We start from the raw sequence: 20569 nt of genomic DNA on the forward strand, positions 1-20569 counted from the left end.
TAAATGAAATACTAAGGGAGATTTCACACTATGTTCGCAACGAACCGCCAAAAAACGCTGGGCCTCATTGGGCTGTCGATCTTGCTTCTTACCGCCATGTGGATGAGCGTGGTGTACGGGTATACCGATACGAACTGGCGGGAGGCGATGGCCGCTTTGATCGACAACAACGGTTCAAACGCCCATTTAGTGGTGGCGACGGTGCGGCTGCCGCGGGCGCTCATTGCCGCAGCGGTCGGCGCGAGCCTAGCGATGGCCGGGGCGCTTATGCAAGCGCTGACGCGCAATCCGCTTGCTTCGCCGGGCATTTTCGGTATTAATGCCGGGGCTGGCTTTTTCATTGTGGTGATGGTCACGTTCTTTTCCGTTTCTTCCTTACAAATGTTGGCATGGGTCGCGTTTGTGGGGGCGGCGGCCGCAGCGGCGATCGTGTTTGTGATCAGTGCCGCCGGGAAAGACGGGCTGACCCCGCTGAAGATGACGCTTGCCGGCACAGCCGTCGCTGCGTTATTTGCCTCGCTGACGCAAGGGATGTTGGCGATGAACGAAAAGGCGCTTGAAGAAGTGCTCTTTTGGCTGGCCGGGTCGGTCGCCGGCAGGAAGCTCGAGCTGTTGGCTGCCGTTTTCCCGTATTTGGCCGCCGCCTGGCTCGGAGCCATGCTGCTGGCGCGCCATGTCAACATTTTGATGATGGGGGATGATGTAGCGAAAGGACTTGGGCAGCGGACGACTATGATCAAGGCGGTCGCCGCCCTGTTAGTCGTGCTGCTCGCCGGCGGCTCGGTCGCTGTCGCTGGCCCGATTGGCTTTATCGGCATGATGGTGCCGCATATGGCACGGGCGCTGGCCGGCATAGACCACCGCTGGCTGCTTCCGTACTGCGCCTTGCTTGGCGGAATTTTGCTTCTGGCTGCCGATATCGGGGCGCGCTACGTGCTCATGCCGCGCGAAGTGCCAGTCGGCATCGTCACCGCCTTGATCGGCGTTCCGTTTTTCGTCTACATTGCCCGCAGGGGGATCACTGCAAAATGAAAAAATACGTCACTGTCCGGATGGGAAGCTATGTATCGTTTTTCTACGATAAAAAAGCGGCCGTCGTGATCGCCGCGCTCGGATTGGTCGCGGTTCTGCTTTTTCTCGTCAGCATTGGCAGCGGGGAGATGCGCATTTCGCCGTTTGCCGCCGCCGCTGCGCTGCTTGGCTATGGTGAGGAAATTCATCGGACGGTCATTTTGACGTTCCGCCTGCCGCGCGTGTTGGTGGCTTGGCTGGCCGGAATGGCGCTTGCGGCCGCGGGTGCGATTTTGCAAGGGATGGTGCGCAATCCGCTCGCGTCGCCGGATGTGCTCGGCATCACCGGCGGGGCGGCCGCCGCGGTCGTCGGTTTTTTGGCGCTGTTTAGCGATGAAAACAACTCCCTCACCGTCAGCATCCACTGGCTGCCGCTCGCGGCTTTTCTCGGCGCTGCGGCCGCCGCTTGGCTCGTGTATACGCTGGCGTGGAAAAACGGTCTCGCCCCGCTTCGGCTCGTGCTTGTCGGCATTGGCATTTCCGCGCTGATGCAGGCGTTGACAACGCTGCTGATGATCGTCGGGCCGATTTACCGGGCAAGCCAGGCGAACGTGTGGATTACGGGCAGCGTGTATGGTGCTTCTTGGCAGCACGTCTCGTTCATGGCTCCATCGGTCATCGGGTTGCTTCTTATTGCTATGCTCGCCGCTCGGCACGTCAACGTGCAAGAATTAGGCGACGAGTTGGCGCTTGGGCTTGGCGGCGCGGTTGAACGGCAACGGCTCGGGCTGGTGCTGCTGAGCACCGCGCTCACTGGGGGAGCGGTCGCCTTCGCCGGCGGCATCGGCTTTGTTGGGCTGATGGCGCCGCATATGGCGCGTCGCCTTGTCGGTTCAGCGTTTGGTGCGCTGCTTCCAGCGGCGGCGCTGTTAGGCGGTGTGCTCGTCATGGGAGCGGATCTCGCCGGACGAATGCTGTTGGCGCCGACGGAAATTCCAGCGGGCGTGTTTACTGCCGCCCTTGGCGCGCCGTATTTCATTTATTTATTGTACAGAGTCGGAAAGCATCAATGAAGGAGGGGGAAAGCATGCACGTGCTGCAGGCGAAGGAGTTAACATTATCTTACGGGGACGCGCTCGTGATCGACCGCTTACATTTGACGATTCCGAAGGGGAAAATGACCGTGTTTATTGGGGCGAACGGCTGCGGCAAGTCGACGTTGCTGCGCGCCTTGGCCCGGCTGTTGAAGCCGGCAGGCGGCGCGGTTTTGCTCGATGGAAAGGAGATCGCCAAACAGCCAACTAAGGAAATCGCCCGTCGCTTGGCCATTTTGCCGCAGTCGCCTGTCGCTCCAGAAGGGTTGACCGTGCTGCAGCTCGTCAAGCAAGGGCGGTACCCATACCAAACGTGGTTCAAACAATGGAGTGAGGAAGATGAGCGTGCCGTTGCGCGCGCTTTGGCGGCGACCGGGCTGACAGAGCTCGCCGAGCGGCCGGTTGATTCGCTTTCCGGCGGACAGCGCCAGCGCGCATGGATTGCCATGACGCTGGCGCAAGAGACGGAAATTCTCTTGCTTGATGAACCGACGACCTATCTTGATTTGGCCCATCAAATTGACATTTTAGATTTATTGTTTGAGCTGAATGAAAAGGAACGGCGGACGATCGTGATGGTGCTTCATGACGTAAATTTGGCCTGCCGTTATGCACATCATCTCGTTGCCATTCGCGACAAGGCAGTGTATGCCGAAGGGAAGCCAGAAGACGTCATTTCCCGCCAGCTCATAAACGATGTGTTTCAGTTGGATTGCCAAATTACGTACGATCCGCTCTTTGGCACGCCGCTTTGCATTCCGTACGGAAAAGGGCGATGCATTTTACAGAAAGAAGGCGTATCATGATGAGACTGTGCGAAGACGAAATGAGAGCGTTAGAAACGTATCGTTTTTCAAGCAAGCAGCCCGATGCTTCGGCGTCGATGCGGTTTTCCCGGCTGCTGGAAGACGCCGAACAGCTTGCGAGCTATGTCGCCCACGTGCGTGATGAGATGGGGGCGGCGAATGACGCTGTGGCGGCGTCGATGCTGGTCAAGCGCCTCAGCTTTTTAGCGCCGATGGCGTTATACGCCATGTCGGCATGGAACAAGCGGCTTTTGCTTGAGCCTGAGCGCATTTGGCTTGATACGGATGGCGAAGGGGAAATGTGGATGCCGCGTTTTCGCCTTGAGCCGGCAGAAGCGGAGATGTGCGGCAGCGAACGAAGCCGCTGGCGCGAGCAAGCCGTTCGCGACGTGTTCGCCGGGCTGTTCGCGCCGCTCATTGCTCAGTTGCGCCGTCTGACGCGCATCTCCCCGCTCGTCTTGTGGGAAAATGTCGCCATTTACGTGTATTGGGTATATGAACGTTGGCTGGAGGATGAATCGCTTGCGCTCGTCGCCGATCGGCTGCGGGACGATTTTCGTTTTCTCGTTCATGAAGCTGATGGCCGTCTGTTTGGCCAAAAAGACAACCCGCTCCGCCGCTTTTTTAAAGGGGCGAGCGGCATGCAGCGAACGACGTGCTGCTTATACGTGCATACAACGGGGGGAACGTGTTGTCAAACGTGCCCGCTTCGCGCCCGCCAGCGGCAAATTGGGTGATCGGTCAGCCGCCGGTGGGCGGTTTCTTATTTTGGCGCTGGTTTTTTGCGAAATTTGTTGATTTTTGCCGATGTTTTCGTGAAAATGGAAGTGAGGATAACGGTATATTTCGATCAATGGCGAGGTAACCATTGCATGGACAAGTATACAGCCTTTTTCCATCACTTCAATGAAGCAGTTGCCATCTTGAATGGGCAAGGTACCATGATTTATCGAAACCCTGCCTTTGCCGGGTTAGCGCTGAGCGAAGAAGCGGAAAAGGCGCTGATGGCTGCGGGGCGGGGGCTAGCCAAGCGGATGAAAGAACAGCTAGCCGCTTTTCAAGTGGAACTGTCCGGCGGCGCCTTCGTTGCCGGGTTGTCGCCGATCATTGATGAGCGCGGCCAAGCGGCCGCTATATTGTGCGTGTTGCGCCGTCAAGCCCAAGCGGAGGAGCTGCGGGCGCGGCTCGCTGAGGCGGAGCGGCGTTTGCAGCTGATCGTCGAACATTCAAACGATTATGTTTTCATTTTTTCACGTGACCGTCAGCTGTCGTACATTCCGCCATCATGGAAGGGAAAAATGAACTGGCAGCCAGCGTCGTATGATGATATGTTGGCGTTTGTCCACCCTGACGACGCGCCGGTGATCACACAAAAATTGGCGAATTTGTATGATACATATGAGACGCAAACAGCGGAATTTCGTAAGCGGGACGAACATGGCGAATGGATTTGGATGGAAGCTAGCGGGAAAGCGATCATTGATGAGGCCGGAAAGCTCGATTGCGTCATCGTCACGGTAAAAAACATCAGTGAGCGGAAGCAGTATGAAGAAAAGCTGCGCCAACTTGCTTACTTTGATTCGCTCACCGGCATCGCCAACCGCATCTATTTCGAACGGCAGATCGGTGAGCTGATAGCGAGCGGCACGCCATTTGCCCTCTGTTATTTAGATTTTGATAAATTTAAATGGATCAACGATCATTTTTCTCACCAAGCTGGCGACTATTTTTTGCGCGAAGCGGTGAAACGCGTCAGCCGGGAGCTGCGCCATGATGACTTTTTCGCCCGCATCGGCGGCGATGAGTTCGTGTTGCTGCTGCCGAATGTAACGAAAACGGAAATGATCGCTTTGGCGGAACGGTTGGTCAGCTCGTTCCATGAGCCGTTTTATTATGAAAAACAGCTCATTCAATCGACGTTATCGATCGGCATCGCCTTTTTCCCAAAAGACAGCGACCGGATCGAGCAGGTGATGAAATATGCCGATCAGGCGTTGTATGAGGTGAAGGAGCGGGGACGGAACGGTTATGCGTTTTATCGCCCGGTCGAGCATCGGCGCATCGTGATCGAGCAGGATTTGCCGTTTGCCATTATGCGCGGGCAGTTTTATTTGTGCTATCAGCCGAAAGTGCGGTTGACCCAAGGGCGAGCGATGGGAATTGAGGCGCTGTTGCGCTGGCGCCATCCGACGCTCGGTGAGATTCCGCCGCTCGATTTCATCCCGTTGGCCGAAGAGAGCGGATTTATTTTTGAAATTACGCTTTGGGTGTTAGAGCGGGCGTGCTGCCAAGTGAAAGAATGGGAAAGGAAATTTCCCGGGCTGAAGTTAGCGGTGAATTTGTCGCCGTTTTTGCTCAACCGTCCCGAACTTGTCGAACATGTGAAGCGCATTTTGCGGGAGACGGAACTGGCGCCCGATCGCTTGATTCTAGAGGTGACCGAAAGCGGGCTGATGGAAAACATTGAGACAGGAAGGCACATTTTAACCGAATTGCAGCAGCTTGGCGTGCAGGCGGCGATCGACGATTTTGGCACCGGCTTTTCCTCGCTCGCGTATATTCGCAATTTGCCGGTGTCGCTGCTCAAAATTGACCGCAGCTTCATTCAAGGAATTGCCGAAAATTCGAAGGACGCTACGATCGTTGATACTATCATCCACTTGGCGAAAAGCTTGGATATTGAAGTGCTGGCCGAAGGGGTGGAGACCGAATCGCAGGTGGCCCTTCTTTCACAAATGGATTGCGATTACGCCCAAGGGTTTTATTTCAGCCGTTCGCTTGAAGCGGAAAAGCTGCAGCAATGGCTTGAGGAATACAACCGCTCGGCCGCTTTTAGCCATCGAAAGGGAGAGGAGACATGAGGACAACCTTGTATTTGACAAGACATGGGGAAACGAAGTGGAATGTCGAAAAGCGGATGCAAGGAAGGCAAGACTCGCCGCTCACGGAAAAGGGGCGGCAAGACGCCATGCGGCTTGGAAAACGGCTCGAAGCGATCGAGTTGGCCGCCATTTATACAAGCACGAGCGGTCGGGCGCTTGAGACGGCCGAGTTGGTTCGCGGCGCGCGGCTTATTCCGATTTATCAAGACGAGCAGCTGTGCGAGATTCATCTTGGCGATTGGGAAGGAAAGACGCATGATGAAATCCGGCAAATGGATCCGGTTGCGTTCGACCATTTTTGGAACGGACCGCATCTGTACGCGCCACAGCGCGGGGAGCGGTTTTTCGATGTGCAACAGCGGGCGCTGGAAGCGGTACGGCGCATCGTCGGGCGGCACGAGGGGGAGACCGTCTTGATCGTCACCCACGGCGTCGTGCTGAAAACCCTCATAGCGGCATTTAAAGGCGCGCCGCTTGACCAGCTTTGGGCGCCGCCGTATATGTACGGGACAAGCGTGACGATCGTCGAAGCGGATGAAAACGGGTTTCGCGTAATCGTAGAGGGAGATGCCTCTCATGTGGAGAATGTAAAAGAAGTATAGACACGAGTTGATTTCGGCCAATAAACGAAGGCTGACGTACAAGGTCTGTCCTCAAGATAGGGACAACGGGTCGCGTGACATGAGAAGCCGGTGCGTATGCGAAAGAGAGGGGCCCAAGAAGCTGGTGATTAACACAACCGCTTCTCGGAGGTTCATCACCACAACGTGTACTTGACAGACGTTGCACTTCTCTGAACAGGTGTAAGCAAAACATGATTGGTTTCCTGTTCTTTCGTGGATGCATAAGTAAGATGTGTGCTGGAAAAATCAAGTACAACTTTTGGTGAAGAGCCTTCTCGGAATCGGTTCTCAAGTAGAAAAAACTTGCTGCGTCAGCCTCGATGTTCACGCGTTCCATCATCGATCAGGCAAACAGTGGTTTTTTCACCGACCTTCTAAGAGTCCGGTGATTGATTCATGGATCCGGCATTGCCATCTAAAAACCTTGTTGCATCGGTCCTCCTTTTCACGCGCTCCCTCATTGATGAAGGGGATTCACGGTTTTTCATCGATCTTCTAAAAGGTCGTCGGTCTGCAATACAGACACAACATGAAGTTGCCGTGTACATATAGCGGATAAAAGAGGCTGTCTTGACAGGTTGTTAAACCGACCTGTCGAGACAGCCTCGAGTGTTAAACGAGCCCGAGCCATCTTGCCAACTGCGCGGTCGTAAAGGTGACCATAATGGCAATCACTGTCGGCAAGGCAAAGGCGACGAACGTCCATTTCACGCTTTTCGTTTCTTTGTAAATGTTGACGAGCGTCGTGCCGCACGGGTAGTGAAGCAGGGAAAACAGCATCATATTGAGGGCGGTGAGCCAAGTCCAGCCGTGGTCGAGCAAAATTTGTTTCAATGACGATAGCCCGTCGACTTCGGTGAGCGCTCCCGCGGATAAATACCCCATCAATAAAATGGGAAAGACGATTTCATTGGCTGGCAAGCCTAAAATGAACGCCAGCAAAATGTAGCCATCCAATCCCAACGCTTTGGCAAATGGGTCAAGCCCGTCGGCTAAATACGCCAGCACGGTCGTATCTCCCACATGAACGTTGCCGAGCACCCACGTAAGAATGGCGGCTGGCGCTGCCACCGTCACTGCTCGCTTTAGCACGTAGAGCGATTTGTCAAGGGTGGCCCGGATGATCGTTTCCATGATTTTCGGGCGCCGGTATGGCGGCAGCTCTAGCGTGTAATGGGTCGGAATCCCGCGCAAAGCTGTCTTAGACAAAATCCATGAAACTGTCAGCGTGACGATGATGCCAAACAGCACCATGGCGACGACCACTGCGGCAGTGACGAGCGTGTTCCAGCCCCCTGTATAACCAGCTGCCATAAATAGCGAAGAAAGCAAAATCAGCGTTGGCCAACGCCCGTTGCACGGGACGAAGTTGTTGGTCAAAATGGCCAACATCCGCTCGCGCGGCGATTCGATAATGCGCGTCGACATAATGGCGGCGGCGTTGCAGCCGAAGCCCATGGCCATCGTCAGCGATTGTTTGCCGTGCGCGCCTGCTTTTTTAAACAATCGATCCATGTTAAAGGCGACGCGTGGCAAATAGCCATAGTTTTCAAGAAGCGCAAACAGCGGAAAGAAAATGGCCATTGGCGGCAGCATCACGCTGACGACCGCGGCGGTACCACGGTATAGGCCAAGTACAATAAGCCCGTGCAGCCAGTCGGGGGCATGAATCGCTTGAAAGGCCATGGTGAGATACGTTTCGATCGTCCCGAACAAACGGGCGAGCGAATCGGAAAATACGTTGGCGCCGGCAATGGTCACGTACAGGACAGCGGCGAGCAACGCCAGCATAATCGGAAATCCCCACCGCTTCGATGTGACGATCCGGTCAATTTGTTCCGTTCGATCCCGTTTCACGCTATGTGTATGAGTGACACATTCTCGGCAAAGCGCAGCCGATGTTTGAAAGATGGCGGTGACGATCTGTTCGCGCGTGTCAGCTGGCGCCAGCGTTTGGGCTTCTTCTAGCAAACGATCAAATCGATTTGACCGATCCGCAGCAAGCATAAGCGCCCTCCTCCTTTGTGTCCCGTTGCGGCGGCTGTTTTAACGCAGCCAAGAGCGATGTATCGCCGTCAAGCAGCCGAAGCGCAATCCAGCGCGCCGGATACGCATCGCCGACCGTTTCGCGAATGCGTGGAATAAGCCGGGCGATGCCTTGTTCAATGTCCGAGCTATATCGGATCGAAAGCGGATTCGTCTTGATGCGGCCGCGTACCATCGCGTCAACGGTGTCCACTAACGTGTCGATTCCCTCTTTATTGCGGGCGGATATCGGTACAACCGGTACGCCGAGTTTGTTTTCCAATTTTTTGCTGTTGATGAGAATGCCTTTCTTGTTCGCTTCGTCCATCAAATTGACGGCAACGATGACGCGGTCGGTGATTTCCAATACTTGCAGCGCCAAATTCAAATTGCGCTCCAATGCCGTTGCATCAACGACGACGATGGTAAGATCCGGCCGTTCAAACAATAGAAAGTCGCGCGCCACTTCTTCATCAGCGGAGTTGGAATAAAGCGAGTATGTCCCTGGCAAGTCAACAATTCGGTATGTGGCACCGCGGTGGGTGAATTCTCCTTCTGCACGAATGACGGTTTTTCCCGGCCAGTTTCCAGTATGTTGGCGCAGGCCTGTCAAAACATTGAACAACGTGCTTTTTCCCGTATTCGGATTTCCCATTAAAGCAATTGTATAGTTCATTCTAGTCATTGTTGATTCTCTCCCCGTAAATATAATTGCTTTCTTCTTTTCTTAATGCAATCGTTGTTCCTCGTACGCGGTAAGCAGTCGGATCGCCGAGCGGACTTTTTTGGCCGACTTCTATTTCCCCACCGGGCACAAAGCCTAAGTCAAGCAATCTTCTTCTCAGCACAGGGTCAGGAATGGCGATGTTCGCAATGCGAAACCGATCTCCCTGCTTCATACGGGAAAGGGGACAATCGTTTCGTTCGGCCATAAAAGTTTCCCTCCTGTTAATATTTTAGTCAAAGGACATTTTTTTTACCTAGACCAACTTTTGTGTTTATCATATTCCAGTTTGGCTTTTTTGTCAATCCGTTTGTTCCGCTCTTTTCCGACAAAATGGGCGGAGAAACGTCTATTCAAAATAGTTTGAAAGAATGCTATCATATAAATAGTTTGAATCAACTATCGACAGAAAGGCGGTGACGGCGTCCATTGACGCGCCATCCAATGAAAGCGATTACGGAAGGGACGATCCTTTGGAAACCGACAGAAGAACAAATCCAACGGTCAAATATTCGGCGGTATATGGACTGGCTGAAAGAGAAAAAGGGGGTGTCATGTAACTCGTATCGCGAGCTATGGACATGGTCAGTTGAGCGTCTTGAAGAATTTTGGGAAACGGTTTGGGAGTATGGCGGTGTGCAAGCGGCGACGCCGTATGAATGCGTGCTGCGCGAGCGGAAGATGCCGGGGGCGGAGTGGTTTCCGGGCGCGACGCTCAACTATGCGAAGCATATGTTCCGGCATGCGCGCGCCGACCGTCCGGCCATCATTTTCCGCTCGGAGCGCGTGCCGTATCGGGAAGTGTCATGGCAGGAGCTGAGCGAAACAACGGCGGCGATCGCCAAAGCATTGCGAGCGATGGGGGTAAAGCGCGGCGATCGCGTGGTGGCGTATATGCCGAATATCCCCGAGACGGTGATGGCGTTTTTGGCGTGCGCGTCGCTCGGCGCCATTTGGTCAAGCTGCTCGCCGGACTTTGGCGCCGGCAGCGTCATCGACCGGTTTGCGCAAATCGAGCCGACGGTTTTGTTTGCCGTCGACGGCTGCCAATACAACGGCAAAGAGTTTGACAAAATGCCGGTCGTATCCGAACTGCGCGCCAAGCTGCCATCATTGAAAAAAACGGTGCTGCTTCCGTATTGGCGCGGGCAGATGGAGGCCCCGGATGAGGGTGTCGTGCTATGGGATGATCTCGTGGCGAATAAGGGAGAGCTCGTCTTTGAAGACGTCCCGTTTGACCATCCGCTTTGGATTTTGTACTCTTCGGGAACGACCGGTTTGCCAAAGCCGATCGTCCAAGGACATGGCGGCATTTTGCTTGAACATTTGAAAGCGTTGACCATTTCCGAGAACTTGACGAAAGACAGCACGTTTTTCTGGTTTACGACGACCGGATGGATGATGTGGAACTTTCTCATCGGCGGCCTGCTGGCTGGATCGACCATTGTGCTCTATGACGGCAGCCCGACGTATCCGGACGGCAACGTTTTATGGGAGTTCGCCGAGAAGGCAGGCATCACCCATTTCGGCACAAGCGCGGCGTTTATTAACGTCTGCATGAAGCTCGGCCTCAAACCGAACGAGCGCTATGACTTATCGAAGCTTGAGGCTGTGCTTTCGACCGGATCGCCGCTGACGGTCGAAGGGTTCGCCTGGGTGTATGAAAACGTCAAGGATGACATTTGCCTGGCATCATGCAGCGGCGGAACGGATGTGTGCACCGCGTTTGTCGTCGGTTCACCGATTTTGCCGGTGCGCGCCGGCGTCCTCTCGTGCCGCGCGTTGGGCGCCGATGTGCAGGCGTTTGACGAAAACGGCCAGCCGCTTGTGAATGAAGTCGGTGAACTTGTGATTACAAAACCAATGCCGTCGATGCCGCTCTTTTTCTGGAACGACCCGGACGGCGAGCGGTACCGGAACAGCTATTTTGACACGTATCCAGGCGTCTGGAAGCACGGCGATTGGATTAAGATTGATGAACAAGGCGGCTGCGTCATTTACGGCCGCTCCGACTCAACGATCAACCGCGCCGGCGTCCGCATGGGCACGAGCGAAATTTATCGCGCCGTCGAAGCGGTCGACGGGGTGCTGGAGAGCTTGGTGGTCGATTTAGAAATGATGGGCAAGCAGTCGTTTATGCCGCTGTTTGTCGTCCTGAAGCCAGGCGTGGCGCTCGATGATGAGCTGAAAGACCGCATCCGCCAGTCGATTCGGCAACACGTCTCGCCGCGCTTTGTTCCAGACGAAATTTACGAAGTAAAGCAAATTCCAAAAACGCTAAATGGAAAGAAGATGGAAATTCCGATCCGCAAGCTGCTCTTAGGCTTCCCGCTTGAAAAAGCGGTCAACCCGGGCTCGATGGCCAATCCAGAGGCGCTCGACGTTTTCCTCGAGCTGGCGAAACAATTGGCGGAGAAATGGAACATGAGTGGGCATTTTTCGTAAAGCGCGAGAAAGGTTGTTATTGAGCAGGGATGCTTAATAACAACCTTTATGCTTACTACAAGGCTATAAACAAAGGGAGCTGGTATTATGAATGAAAGCAAGCGACAGAGGCTGATGAAAAAAATTGAAAACCATTTACGGACGACAGCACGGAAATTAGTAAAGTTTGATACCGAAAAGGAGGCTTTGCAATACTTGGTGAACGCTTTTCGTGAGGAACTGGAGTGCGATCTGATCGCCATTGTGCTAAAGGAAGGGGATCACGTCATTCCAACATTATATCAAGGTGATTTTCAATATGGAATTCCACACTCGCCGATTGCAATGGCTAACTGTTTGCCCCGGTTGTTTAAAGGGAGTACAACGTTTCAAGAAGTGAATGACGAGTGCGCGTGTCCATTGATTGGCTTGTTGAAAAAAAATAGGATAAAAACGTGGTTCAGCGTTCCAATTAAAGATGAAGAAAACGAATACGGAATTTGTATGATCGGGTTTCAACGTCACGTTTCACTACTCGCAGAGGCTAAGCAATTGTTTGATCACTTTGGAGAAGATGTTGCCCTTGCTGTGACAGTGGCTCGGAACAAGGAAGTGCAACGACGAAAAATGATCGACCTTGAGTGGATTGCTCAACACTTTTCGCTCGACTCACCTCTTGAGCAGTTTGTTGAAAAAATTGTCGAGCGAGCAGGCAAGGGAACAAATGCGGATGGTGCCTGCATGTATTTATACCGGGAGGAGGACAATAGTTTCGTTGTTCATCCTCCTTTATATGGAAATATAGCTAGTCCGAAACAAGTAATGATGAAAAATAATTACCGGGTCAGTGATTATTTTCGCTTTTTAGAGAGACCAGGTGGAGATGAGCTAACAGTGCCGCTCGTTGTTAACTTCAAAACAATTGGTGTGTTGCATGTTGAGCGGAAACAGGAAGGAAAATTCACAAAAGAAGATTTAGAAATTTTGGATATGTTAGCCAACTATGTTGCGGTTACGCTCGAAAACCTCCGATTATATCGTCAGGAACGGGATCATACCTATCGTCTTCATCTTCTCCTTCAATATCAACAAAAGTTGATGAAAGAAACGATTCAACACGAAAACTTTCAAGGCATTACGAAGACACTTAGTCAAATGTTTGCCAAAGCAGTTATGGTATTTGATCGTTTTATGCGACCAATCGCTTATGAGTTAGGGACTTTAAATGAGCAACAATTGCAGGACATTGCCAAGAAAGCATTACAACAAGCGGTCGGACAAAGCCGAATGGAAGGATATACTTTGCTCGATGGCTTACCGGACGTTCCGGTGACAGTTTGGCCAATTAACAGGGGAAGGGATGTGGTGGGTTATTTAGCTATTGGCGTACATCCACAAGAGATTGATGATTTTTTTCGCTTGAGTGTTGAACTAGCTCTTAATATTTTTTCTATCCAGTTTATGAAACAAAAGCTCGTTTTTGATACAAGGGAGCAACTAAAAGATAGTTTTTTAAATAAATTGTTGGCTGCAGAAATCGAGGAGGAAGAGAGCATTATCCAGTATGCCAATGTATTTCAATGGAATATTTTTGATGAGCACCGTATTGCCGTCTTGCATTTTCAATTTTCCGAACCGGAAGGGCAGGTAGATCTGTTTAAAAGGAATGTTGAGAAAACAACATTATGGGATCGTTTAAAAGCACGAATTACTATGGAGGATCCTAACGTGTTATACGGGGTTATTGGGGATTGGTATATTTTAATTGTACCAGCTCGCAAGGAAGGAAAATTTCCAATTAAATACTGGGAAAAATGGTACCAACGGATTAACGAGTGGATCAAAGAGGAGGGGGCGTCATGCCGAGCTTTTTTGGGGATCGGAGGGAAGACAGCATCGATCCGTGACTATTATTTTTGCTATCAGCAGGCGGTTCAGGCGTTGCACGTCATTCTCCATAGTTTTCAAGGGACAAGCTTGGCGTTTTTTGACGAGCTTGGGGCATACACGGTATTGCACCATTTAAAAGAGCTGGAGGCGGCAAAACTGTTTGTCGACAACTATCTTGGCCCGTTGATCCGGCATTCCGCGGAACGAAACGTGGATTGGCTGCAAACGATTCGTGTCTTTCTCGATTGCAACGGTCATTTGACTGAAACCGCCGAAAGGCTGTATATTCACCGCAGCACCCTTCAATACCGGCTCGAAAAGATTGAAGAAATGCTCGGTTTCTCTTTGAGCGGGGCAGAGCAGCGATTCAACTTGATGATGGCGTTAAAGTTGTACGATTTATATGGCCCGCCTTCCGCCAAAATACTGAAAAGATAAGTACGTTTTCCTGCATTATGCAGGTATTTTTTTATATTTACCTTAATTTATAATCAATAGCAAAGACAATATAGAAAATTCGAAAAACAAGGGAGGGTTTGACGAATGGCAGCAACGATCGGAATCGTGGGAGCTGGTACGATGGGAAGCGGCATCGCCAATTTAGCCGCGTTATCAGGATTTAATGTCATCTTAGTAGATATTGACGAGCCTATGTTGCAAAAAGCGCGCTCACGCATGGAAGCATTTATGGATAAAAGCGTGGCCAAAGGGAAGCTGACCACCGAACAAAAACATGAAGCGCTAGAACGAGTGAAGGGATCAACTAACTTACAGGAAATGAGACAGGCGGATGTCATTATTGAAGCGGTCATCGAAAACATGGAGGTGAAAAAAGAAGTTTTTTCTCAATTGGACAACATTGCAGCAAAACATGCCATCCTAGCGACAAACACATCATCCATGTCCATCACAGAAATCGCTTCTGCCACCAACCGTCCAAGCCAAGTTGTTGGTATGCATTTTTTCAATCCCCCGCAGCTGATGAAACTCGTCGAAGTAGTACGCGGATACAAAACGAGTGATGAAACGGTCGAACAGGCGAAAGAACTCGCCCGGAAACTGGGGAAAGAGCCGGTTGAGGTGAAAAAAGATTCCCCGGGATTCATCGTCAACCGCATTATGATTCCGCAGTTTATCGAAGCAATTCGCCTTGTCGAGGAAGGAGTGGCTTCGATGGAAGACATCGATAAAGCGGTGACGCTTGGTTTGAACTACCCAATGGGGCCGTTTACGTTGCAAGATTTCGCCGGAGTCGATATCGGCCTTCATGTCATGGACTATTTTTACGAAGAGTTTAAGGACGATCGGTTTGCCGCTCCTTTATTGCTCAGACAGCTTGTCCGGTCAGGAAGGCTCGGCCGAAAAACAGGAGCCGGGTTTTATGATTACGATGATGTCTGATAAACGGAGAGGTGGTGATGTCGGCTATACGCCACAACTACGTTTCTAAAAATTTGAAGAGGAGGAATGAGTTGTGAACTACGAATTTTTGCAGTGTGAAATCGAAAATCGAGTGGCGGTTGTATCCATTCACCGCCCTCCGCTCAATCCGTTGAATACAAAAGTGTTTCAAGAGCTATCCGCCTTAATCGATGAGCTCGAAGCCAATCAGCAGGTTGGGGCGGTGGTCATTACGGGAGCGGGGGAAAAAGCGTTTGTGGCCGGCGCCGATATTCATGAAATGATGGACTTGGATTTGGTCGGCATGATGGAAATGAACAAAATATCGCGAAGTGCATTTTTGAAAATTGAAAACGCATCCAAACCGGTGATCGCAGCGGTGAACGGGCTGGCGCTCGGCGGGGGCTGTGAATTGGCGCTCGCATGCGATTTGCGCATTTGTTCTGAGCATGCCAAATTTGCCTTTCCAGAGATCAATCTCGGCATTATTCCGGGCGGCGGCGGGACGCAGCGGTTGCCGCGCATCGTCGGTCAAGGGGTGGCGAAAGAATTGCTTTATTTCGGCGAAATGATCGATGCCCAGCGGGCGCTTTCTATTCATTTGGTAAACAAAGTCGTCCCATCCGACGAACTTTTGCCGACGGCGAAAGAATGGGCCGGAAAATTGGCGAAAAAACCGGCCATTGCCATGCGTATGCTCAAAGAAGCGGTCAACACGGGAGCTAATGTTGACTTGCAGTCCGGGTTGATGGTGGAAACTGCCTGCTTTGGAAACGCTTTTGTGACTGAAGATCGAAAAGAAGGAATGCGAGCGTTTACTGAAAAACGAAAGCCAGTTTTTAGCGGTAAATAGATTATTTTGGAAATTGACAGAATAAATCTTATGTTTACACAGGTTGCTGATAGATTGAGATCAGTATCCGTTACCTTTGGGAAAGGAGGGCTCAATGAACATCCCGAAGGAAACGGATAACAAAAGCTATTCAGGGAGGGAATCCATGTGAAACAAATCCATCCGTTTAATGTGATCGATAATAGTTCGATCCGCCCATTCCACATTTGGCTTATGATTTGGTTGTTTTTAGTGATCATGCTTGATGGGTATGACGTAGTGATTTACGGTGCTTCGGTTCCTTTATTGATTCGGGAGTGGGGAATTTCAGATGTTACAGCTGGCGCCATCGGGAGTTATACGGTGATTGGAACAGCCATTGGAGCAGTATTATTTGGTATGCTAGCTGACCGGATGGGACGAAAAAAAATTATTTTGTTGACTACATTTTTGTTCGGCTTTTTTACTTTCCTTGCTGGCTTTGCTCCAAATCCAACCTTATTTACCATCTCTCGGATCATTGCGGGGATTGGTCTTGGCGGTGTTATGCCCAACGTCATTGCCCTAGCGACAGAAATTTTTCCGAAACGAGTTCGTACAGCCATTGTTGCCTCGATTTTTTGTGGTTATTCTGTTGGTGCGATTGCCGCGGCGTTGACGAGCCGTGCACTCTTACCGACAGTTGGATGGGAACCTATTTATTGGATCGGAGGCATTCCGGTATTATTGCTTCCGTTTTTGATGAAAGGTGTTCCTGAGTCGGTTGGTTTTCTTCTAGAGAAGGGAAGAGAAGAGGAAGCGCGAAAGGTTCTTGCTTTGATTGATCCTCATATTCGCCATGATGGTGCTATTGAACTAGTCAAGCCTGAAAGAAAGACTCAAGCTTCTTTGCCTATCGTGAAATTATTCACAGAGAAGCGGGCGTTTAGCACTGTAATGTTTTGGCTATCTTGCTTCAGTGCATTTGTTCTCATTTACTCAATGAACACATGGCTTCCTCGGCTAATGATGGAAGTTGGCTATGATTTGAGCTCTAGCCTTGTGTTTACAGCGGTGATGCAAATTGGGGCGATCATTGGCACCGTTGTTTTTGGGCCGTTGGTTAATAAATGGGGGTTTAAGAAAGTGCTTGTTCCCTTATTCTTTTGCGGAGCGGTTGCTTTATCACTCATTGGTTTTGCGAACAGCATGATGATTGCTTTTGTTCTCATTGCCATTATTGGTGCGGCTTCGGTCGGTGTCCAAAACATTGCCAACGCATTTGTTTCCCAATATTATCCGGAAGCGATGCGGTCCACTGCCTTAGGAAGCACGATGGCGTTTGGTCGGATAGGAGGTATCGTTGCACCAACGTTTGTTGGATTTTTGCTGTCTTTGAACTTGTCGCCACAATATAACTTTGCAGCTATTGCTAGTGCCGCAGTATTAGGAGGAATTGCCGTGTTATGTGTACAGGAAAAATATGCAGTTTATCGTGCGGAGCGGGTTGAATTAGCCAATGAACAGATTACTGTTTCATAACATGTGCTGTCGGCATTCCGCAGAAAATGCAATTGGGATTGGGAAGGGAGAAAATGAACATTCAGTTTGAACACCTATTTACGGCTTATGTCGAAGTAGGAAAGCCAATTGAGATCGGCGAAGTTGGTTTTGGTTATCGGAGGATAGTGCCGATTATCGGTGGAAGGTTTGAAGGAAAGAGGATGCGGGGACGTGTGCTTTCAGGAGGAGCAGACTATCAACTGATTCGGAAAGATGGAGTCATAGAGTTGCTTGCTTGTTATGTGATTGAGACAGATGATGGAATACCTATTTATGTTGTGAATAGAGGATACCGACACGGACCACAAGAAATCATCGATAAAATTTTTCGTGGCGAGGATGTACCACAAGGTTCGTATTATTTTAAAACGACTCCTACTTTTGAAGTGCGGAATAGTCGGTATGATTTTTTTAACAGAATGGTATTTATTGGAGAAGGAATTCGGAAGCCAGCGGAAGTACAAGTAGCGTTTTATCAAGTGAACTAACTTTTGGGGAAACGGAGGATGGGGAGAGGTGGAAACAGTTCGCGTTTTGTCTGTTCCGCAATTGTTGGAGCGAGCGGCGGCGGACAATCCATCTAGAGAAGCTGTTTATGACCTTCGTCATCGGATGACTTATGGTGAGTTGTATAAAGAAGTACGACAGTTAGCATCAGCGTTGATCGCACTCGGCATTAAACAAGGAGATCGAGTAGGCGTTTGTTTACCAAACTGGCTTGAGACAGTTCAACTATTTTTTGCTATCTCCCAAATAGGGGCGATCGTTGTTCCTTTTAATCCGAAATATCGACAGCACGAAGTCGAACATATTATAAAAAATTCTGGAATGAGGACTGTGTTTGTATGTGAGGAAATCGAAAAGCATATTGGATTGAATCTCATTCAGACCATTGTTAATCAGATCATCACCGTTCGGTTTGTCAAATCGGGCTTCCTTTCCTTGGAACAACTTAGATCCTATGCAACTGATCAACCGTTGCGTACAGTGGCAATCGACCCGCAGCATGACTTGTTTTGTCTTTTATATACATCAGGTACGACTGGAATCCCAAAAGGGGTGATGATGACTCATCGCGGCATCGTCCAATCAGGTATGGCCATTGCAGATAACTTGAAGTGCCGTCAAGATGATGTGTTTCTTATTTGTACACCGATTTTCCATGTGTTTGGCATGGCGTGCAACTTGATGTCTGCTGTGTACAGCCAAGCAAAAATGGTGTTGCAGGAAAGATACAACCCAAGAGAGGCGCTGCAACTGATCGAAAAAGAACGAGTAACAATTCATCATGCGGTGCCGGCAATGTTTCATATGGAGTTGCATGTGTTGAATAATGAGTCATTTGATTTGTCGTCATTGCGCGCGGGAATGACGGGAGCTGATATTTGTCCATTGGAAACAGTGAAAGCGGTGCGTGAAAAAATGGGAATGGTATTATGCATATCATTCGGGACAACAGAGACTGGCTCTGTTACGATCACCCCGTTTGAGGCAAAAGAAGACCGAATATTTGAAACGGTTGGCAAGGCATTGGAAGGAAATGAGGTGAAGATTGTGAATGAACGGAGAGAGGTGCTGCCGCCAGGGAGAATTGGTGAAATTGCCTGCCGAGGGTTTGGTGTCATGAAAGGATATTACAACATGCCGGAACAAACAGCGGAAGTGCTTGACGAGGAAGGTTGGTATTATACCGGCGACCTCGGGATGATGGATGAGGACGGATATATTCGGTTTATGGGTCGGAAAAAGGAGCTGATCATCCGTGGGGGATACAACATTTATCCGAAAGAGATCGAAACCATTTTGCAACAGCACCCGGGTGTCTTCGCCGCGGCAGTGATCGGTCTGCCTGAGCCGGTGTTGGGAGAGGAGGTTTGCGCTGTCATCCAACCAAAGGAAGGGTCTTATATAACTGAGGCGGACATTGTCGAGTTTTTGCGTCCATTGGTTGCGGGCTATAAACTTCCGAACAAAGTGGTTTTTGTTGACCAATTTCCGACGACGGCGAGCGGAAAAATTCAGAAAGGAAAATTAAGAGAGATGATCAAAGAGGGTTAAACCTTGGGAGGGAAGAATATGCGGACAGACATTGTGCTGCTTGAAGGAGCACGCACTGCATTCGCCAAATTTTGCGGCTCGTTTCGTGAAATCTCCGCGACCGATTTAGGAGCTATCGCAGCGAAGGAAGCGATAAAAAAGGCGAACGTTGAACCGGAAGAAATCGATCATATCGTCTTTGGTAATGTTCAGCAGTCAAGTCGCGATGCTCACTTGCTCGCTCGCCATGTTGGCTTGAAGGCCGGGGTGCCGATCGATGTGCCCGCCGTAACGGTAAACCGTTTATGCGGAACAGGACTCGAGACGATTATCATGGGGGCACGCCTCATTTTAACCGGGGAAGCGGAAGTGGTGCTGGCGGGGGGCACCGAAAACATGAGTCAAGTACCGCACGTCATCCGAGGTATGCGCTGGGGAACACCATTAGGCAGTCCGACGGTGGAAGACTGGTTGTGGGATGGTCTGTATGATACCGTTGGTGGTTGTAGCATGGCGATAACAGCAGAAAATTTAGCAAAAAAATATGACATCACGCGCGAAGAGGCCGACCAACATGCCCTCCGCAGCCATGAGCGGGCGCTTGCGGCGATGGCCAACGGGTATTTCCGCCAAGAAATTGTCCCCGTGACCGTACGAGAAAAAAAGGGAAAAACGGTCGTTGACACCGATGAACATCCGCGCCAGACAAGTCTGGAACAGTTAAGGGCGCTTCAACCGCGCTTCCTTGAAAATGGAGTGGTAACCCCAGGAAACGCCAGTGGGATGAACGATGGAGCTGCGGCAGTCGTTATCGCTTCGGAGGATTATGCCGCCAAGCGTGGGTTGAAGCCGCTCGCCCGTCTCGTTTCGTGGGGAATCGTCGGCGTTGAGCCGCAGTACATGGGAATCGGCCCGGTTCCGGCGATTCGCCAAGCGCTTGACAAGGCGAATTTATCGATGAATGACCTTGACTTAATCGAAATCAACGAAGCATTTTCAGCTCAATATTTGGCTTGTCAGAAAGAACTGGAATTTGACGACGACAAAGGTAACGTCAATGGCGGAGCAGTTGCGCTTGGTCATCCGTTGGCAGCTTCGGGAACGCGCCTCACATTGACGCTCGTTTATGAATTAGGAAGAAGAGGAAAGAAATACGGCGTTTCTTCCTTATGCATTGGTGGCGGCCAAGGCATTGCTGCGATTTGGGAGAGACTGTAATAGGCTAAGAGAAAGTTTGTAAGCTCGCAAAAGAATTATAAGGACGGTATTTTTACAATG

General features: G+C 50.7%; 17 protein-coding genes. 14 read left to right on the top strand and 3 right to left on the bottom strand.

Annotation, left to right across the window (positions count from 1 at the left end; all coding sequences use genetic code 11):
• Positions 1-30 precede the first annotated feature (30 nt).
• From GC56T2_RS07055 to GC56T2_RS07080, 6 genes are all read left to right on the top strand, one after another.
• The gene (locus GC56T2_RS07055; RefSeq protein ID WP_144974059.1) at positions 31-1032 is read left to right on the top strand and encodes a FecCD family ABC transporter permease; all 1002 of its coding nucleotides are present in this window, start codon (positions 31-33) and stop codon (positions 1030-1032) included.
• Positions 1029-2084 carry a FecCD family ABC transporter permease gene (locus GC56T2_RS07060; RefSeq protein ID WP_144974061.1) on the top strand — a complete coding sequence of 352 codons (1056 nt, stop codon included), beginning with the start codon at positions 1029-1031 and terminating at the stop codon, positions 2082-2084. Before GC56T2_RS07055 ends, GC56T2_RS07060 begins: the two co-directional genes overlap by 4 nt.
• 14 nt (positions 2085-2098) lie before the next feature.
• Positions 2099-2911: an ABC transporter ATP-binding protein gene (locus GC56T2_RS07065; protein ID WP_144974063.1), complete on the top strand. Its 813-nt coding sequence runs from the start codon at positions 2099-2101 to the stop codon at positions 2909-2911.
• Positions 2911-3648, top strand: a complete 738-nt coding sequence (locus GC56T2_RS07070; protein ID WP_144977124.1) for an IucA/IucC family C-terminal-domain containing protein — start codon at positions 2911-2913, stop codon at positions 3646-3648. Before GC56T2_RS07065 ends, GC56T2_RS07070 begins: the two co-directional genes overlap by 1 nt.
• A gap of 135 nt (positions 3649-3783) precedes the next feature.
• Positions 3784-5772 (top strand): putative bifunctional diguanylate cyclase/phosphodiesterase, encoded by a 1989-nt coding sequence (locus tag GC56T2_RS07075; protein WP_144974066.1) that lies wholly within the window; start codon positions 3784-3786, stop codon positions 5770-5772.
• Complete coding sequence (locus GC56T2_RS07080) at positions 5769-6395, top strand: histidine phosphatase family protein (RefSeq protein ID WP_144974068.1); 627 nt, start codon at positions 5769-5771, stop codon at positions 6393-6395. The genes GC56T2_RS07075 and GC56T2_RS07080 overlap by 4 nt, the downstream gene beginning before the upstream one ends.
• A gap of 633 nt (positions 6396-7028) precedes the next feature.
• Here GC56T2_RS07080 and GC56T2_RS07085 read toward each other — a convergent pair.
• The 3 genes from GC56T2_RS07085 to GC56T2_RS07095 are packed head-to-tail and all read right to left on the bottom strand — an operon-like array spanning position 7029 to position 9373.
• On the bottom strand, positions 7029-8423 hold the full coding sequence (locus GC56T2_RS07085; RefSeq protein ID WP_144974070.1) for a nucleoside recognition domain-containing protein: 1395 nt from the start codon (positions 8421-8423) through the stop codon (positions 7029-7031).
• Positions 8392-9126, bottom strand: a complete 735-nt coding sequence (locus tag GC56T2_RS07090) for a FeoB small GTPase domain-containing protein (RefSeq protein ID WP_144974072.1) — start codon at positions 9124-9126, stop codon at positions 8392-8394. Before GC56T2_RS07090 ends, GC56T2_RS07085 begins: the two co-directional genes overlap by 32 nt.
• Positions 9119-9373, bottom strand: coding sequence for a FeoA family protein (locus GC56T2_RS07095; RefSeq protein ID WP_033022837.1), 255 nt, complete (start codon positions 9371-9373; stop codon positions 9119-9121). Before GC56T2_RS07095 ends, GC56T2_RS07090 begins: the two co-directional genes overlap by 8 nt.
• Positions 9374-9609: 236 nt before the next feature.
• On the opposite strand from GC56T2_RS07095, the gene GC56T2_RS07100 reads away from it, so the two are divergent.
• From GC56T2_RS07100 to GC56T2_RS07135, 8 genes are all read left to right on the top strand, one after another.
• Positions 9610-11610 (top strand): acetoacetate--CoA ligase, encoded by a 2001-nt coding sequence (locus GC56T2_RS07100; RefSeq protein WP_172706197.1) that lies wholly within the window; start codon positions 9610-9612, stop codon positions 11608-11610.
• Between the two features lie 87 nt (positions 11611-11697).
• Positions 11698-13917 carry a helix-turn-helix domain-containing protein gene (locus tag GC56T2_RS07105; protein WP_144974076.1) on the top strand — a complete coding sequence of 740 codons (2220 nt, stop codon included), beginning with the start codon at positions 11698-11700 and terminating at the stop codon, positions 13915-13917.
• 105 nt (positions 13918-14022) lie between these two features.
• Positions 14023-14880, top strand: a complete 858-nt coding sequence (locus GC56T2_RS07110) for a 3-hydroxyacyl-CoA dehydrogenase family protein (protein WP_144974078.1) — start codon at positions 14023-14025, stop codon at positions 14878-14880.
• 73 nt (positions 14881-14953) lie between these two features.
• The gene (locus tag GC56T2_RS07115; protein ID WP_144974080.1) at positions 14954-15733 is read left to right on the top strand and encodes an enoyl-CoA hydratase/isomerase family protein; all 780 of its coding nucleotides are present in this window, start codon (positions 14954-14956) and stop codon (positions 15731-15733) included.
• Between the two features lie 147 nt (positions 15734-15880).
• Positions 15881-17233, top strand: a complete 1353-nt coding sequence (locus GC56T2_RS07120) for an MFS transporter (protein ID WP_144974082.1) — start codon at positions 15881-15883, stop codon at positions 17231-17233.
• 53 nt (positions 17234-17286) lie between these two features.
• Positions 17287-17742: a DUF3237 domain-containing protein gene (locus GC56T2_RS07125; protein ID WP_255516040.1), complete on the top strand. Its 456-nt coding sequence runs from the start codon at positions 17287-17289 to the stop codon at positions 17740-17742.
• A gap of 28 nt (positions 17743-17770) precedes the next feature.
• Positions 17771-19312, top strand: coding sequence for a class I adenylate-forming enzyme family protein (locus GC56T2_RS07130; RefSeq protein ID WP_144974086.1), 1542 nt, complete (start codon positions 17771-17773; stop codon positions 19310-19312).
• Between the two features lie 18 nt (positions 19313-19330).
• Positions 19331-20509: an acetyl-CoA C-acetyltransferase gene (locus tag GC56T2_RS07135; protein ID WP_144974089.1), complete on the top strand. Its 1179-nt coding sequence runs from the start codon at positions 19331-19333 to the stop codon at positions 20507-20509.
• Positions 20510-20569 lie beyond the last annotated feature (60 nt).

The organism is Geobacillus sp. C56-T2 (genome assembly GCF_007829715.1).
In the GTDB taxonomy this organism is placed as follows: Bacteria; Bacillota; Bacilli; order Bacillales; family Anoxybacillaceae; genus Geobacillus; species Geobacillus icigianus.

Excerpts from the sequence above, each read along its gene's own strand:
- GC56T2_RS07065 (WP_144974063.1), top strand. The coding sequence starts at position 2,099 with ATGCACGTGCTGCAGGCGAAGGAGTTAACATTATCTTACGGGGACGCG.
- GC56T2_RS07110 (WP_144974078.1), top strand. The coding sequence starts at position 14,023 with ATGGCAGCAACGATCGGAATCGTGGGAGCTGGTACGATGGGAAGCGGC.
- GC56T2_RS07060 (WP_144974061.1), top strand. The coding sequence starts at position 1,029 with ATGAAAAAATACGTCACTGTCCGGATGGGAAGCTATGTATCGTTTTTC.
- GC56T2_RS07070 (WP_144977124.1), top strand. The coding sequence starts at position 2,911 with ATGAGACTGTGCGAAGACGAAATGAGAGCGTTAGAAACGTATCGTTTT.
- GC56T2_RS07075 (WP_144974066.1), top strand. The coding sequence starts at position 3,784 with ATGGACAAGTATACAGCCTTTTTCCATCACTTCAATGAAGCAGTTGCC.
- GC56T2_RS07135 (WP_144974089.1), top strand. The coding sequence starts at position 19,331 with ATGCGGACAGACATTGTGCTGCTTGAAGGAGCACGCACTGCATTCGCC.
- GC56T2_RS07080 (WP_144974068.1), top strand. The coding sequence starts at position 5,769 with ATGAGGACAACCTTGTATTTGACAAGACATGGGGAAACGAAGTGGAAT.
- GC56T2_RS07055 (WP_144974059.1), top strand. The coding sequence starts at position 31 with ATGTTCGCAACGAACCGCCAAAAAACGCTGGGCCTCATTGGGCTGTCG.
- GC56T2_RS07100 (WP_172706197.1), top strand. The coding sequence starts at position 9,610 with ATGAAAGCGATTACGGAAGGGACGATCCTTTGGAAACCGACAGAAGAA.
- GC56T2_RS07085 (WP_144974070.1), bottom strand. The coding sequence starts at position 8,423 with ATGCTTGCTGCGGATCGGTCAAATCGATTTGATCGTTTGCTAGAAGAA.
- GC56T2_RS07095 (WP_033022837.1), bottom strand. The coding sequence starts at position 9,373 with ATGGCCGAACGAAACGATTGTCCCCTTTCCCGTATGAAGCAGGGAGAT.
- GC56T2_RS07090 (WP_144974072.1), bottom strand. The coding sequence starts at position 9,126 with ATGACTAGAATGAACTATACAATTGCTTTAATGGGAAATCCGAATACG.
- GC56T2_RS07105 (WP_144974076.1), top strand. The coding sequence starts at position 11,698 with ATGAATGAAAGCAAGCGACAGAGGCTGATGAAAAAAATTGAAAACCAT.
- GC56T2_RS07125 (WP_255516040.1), top strand. The coding sequence starts at position 17,287 with ATGAACATTCAGTTTGAACACCTATTTACGGCTTATGTCGAAGTAGGA.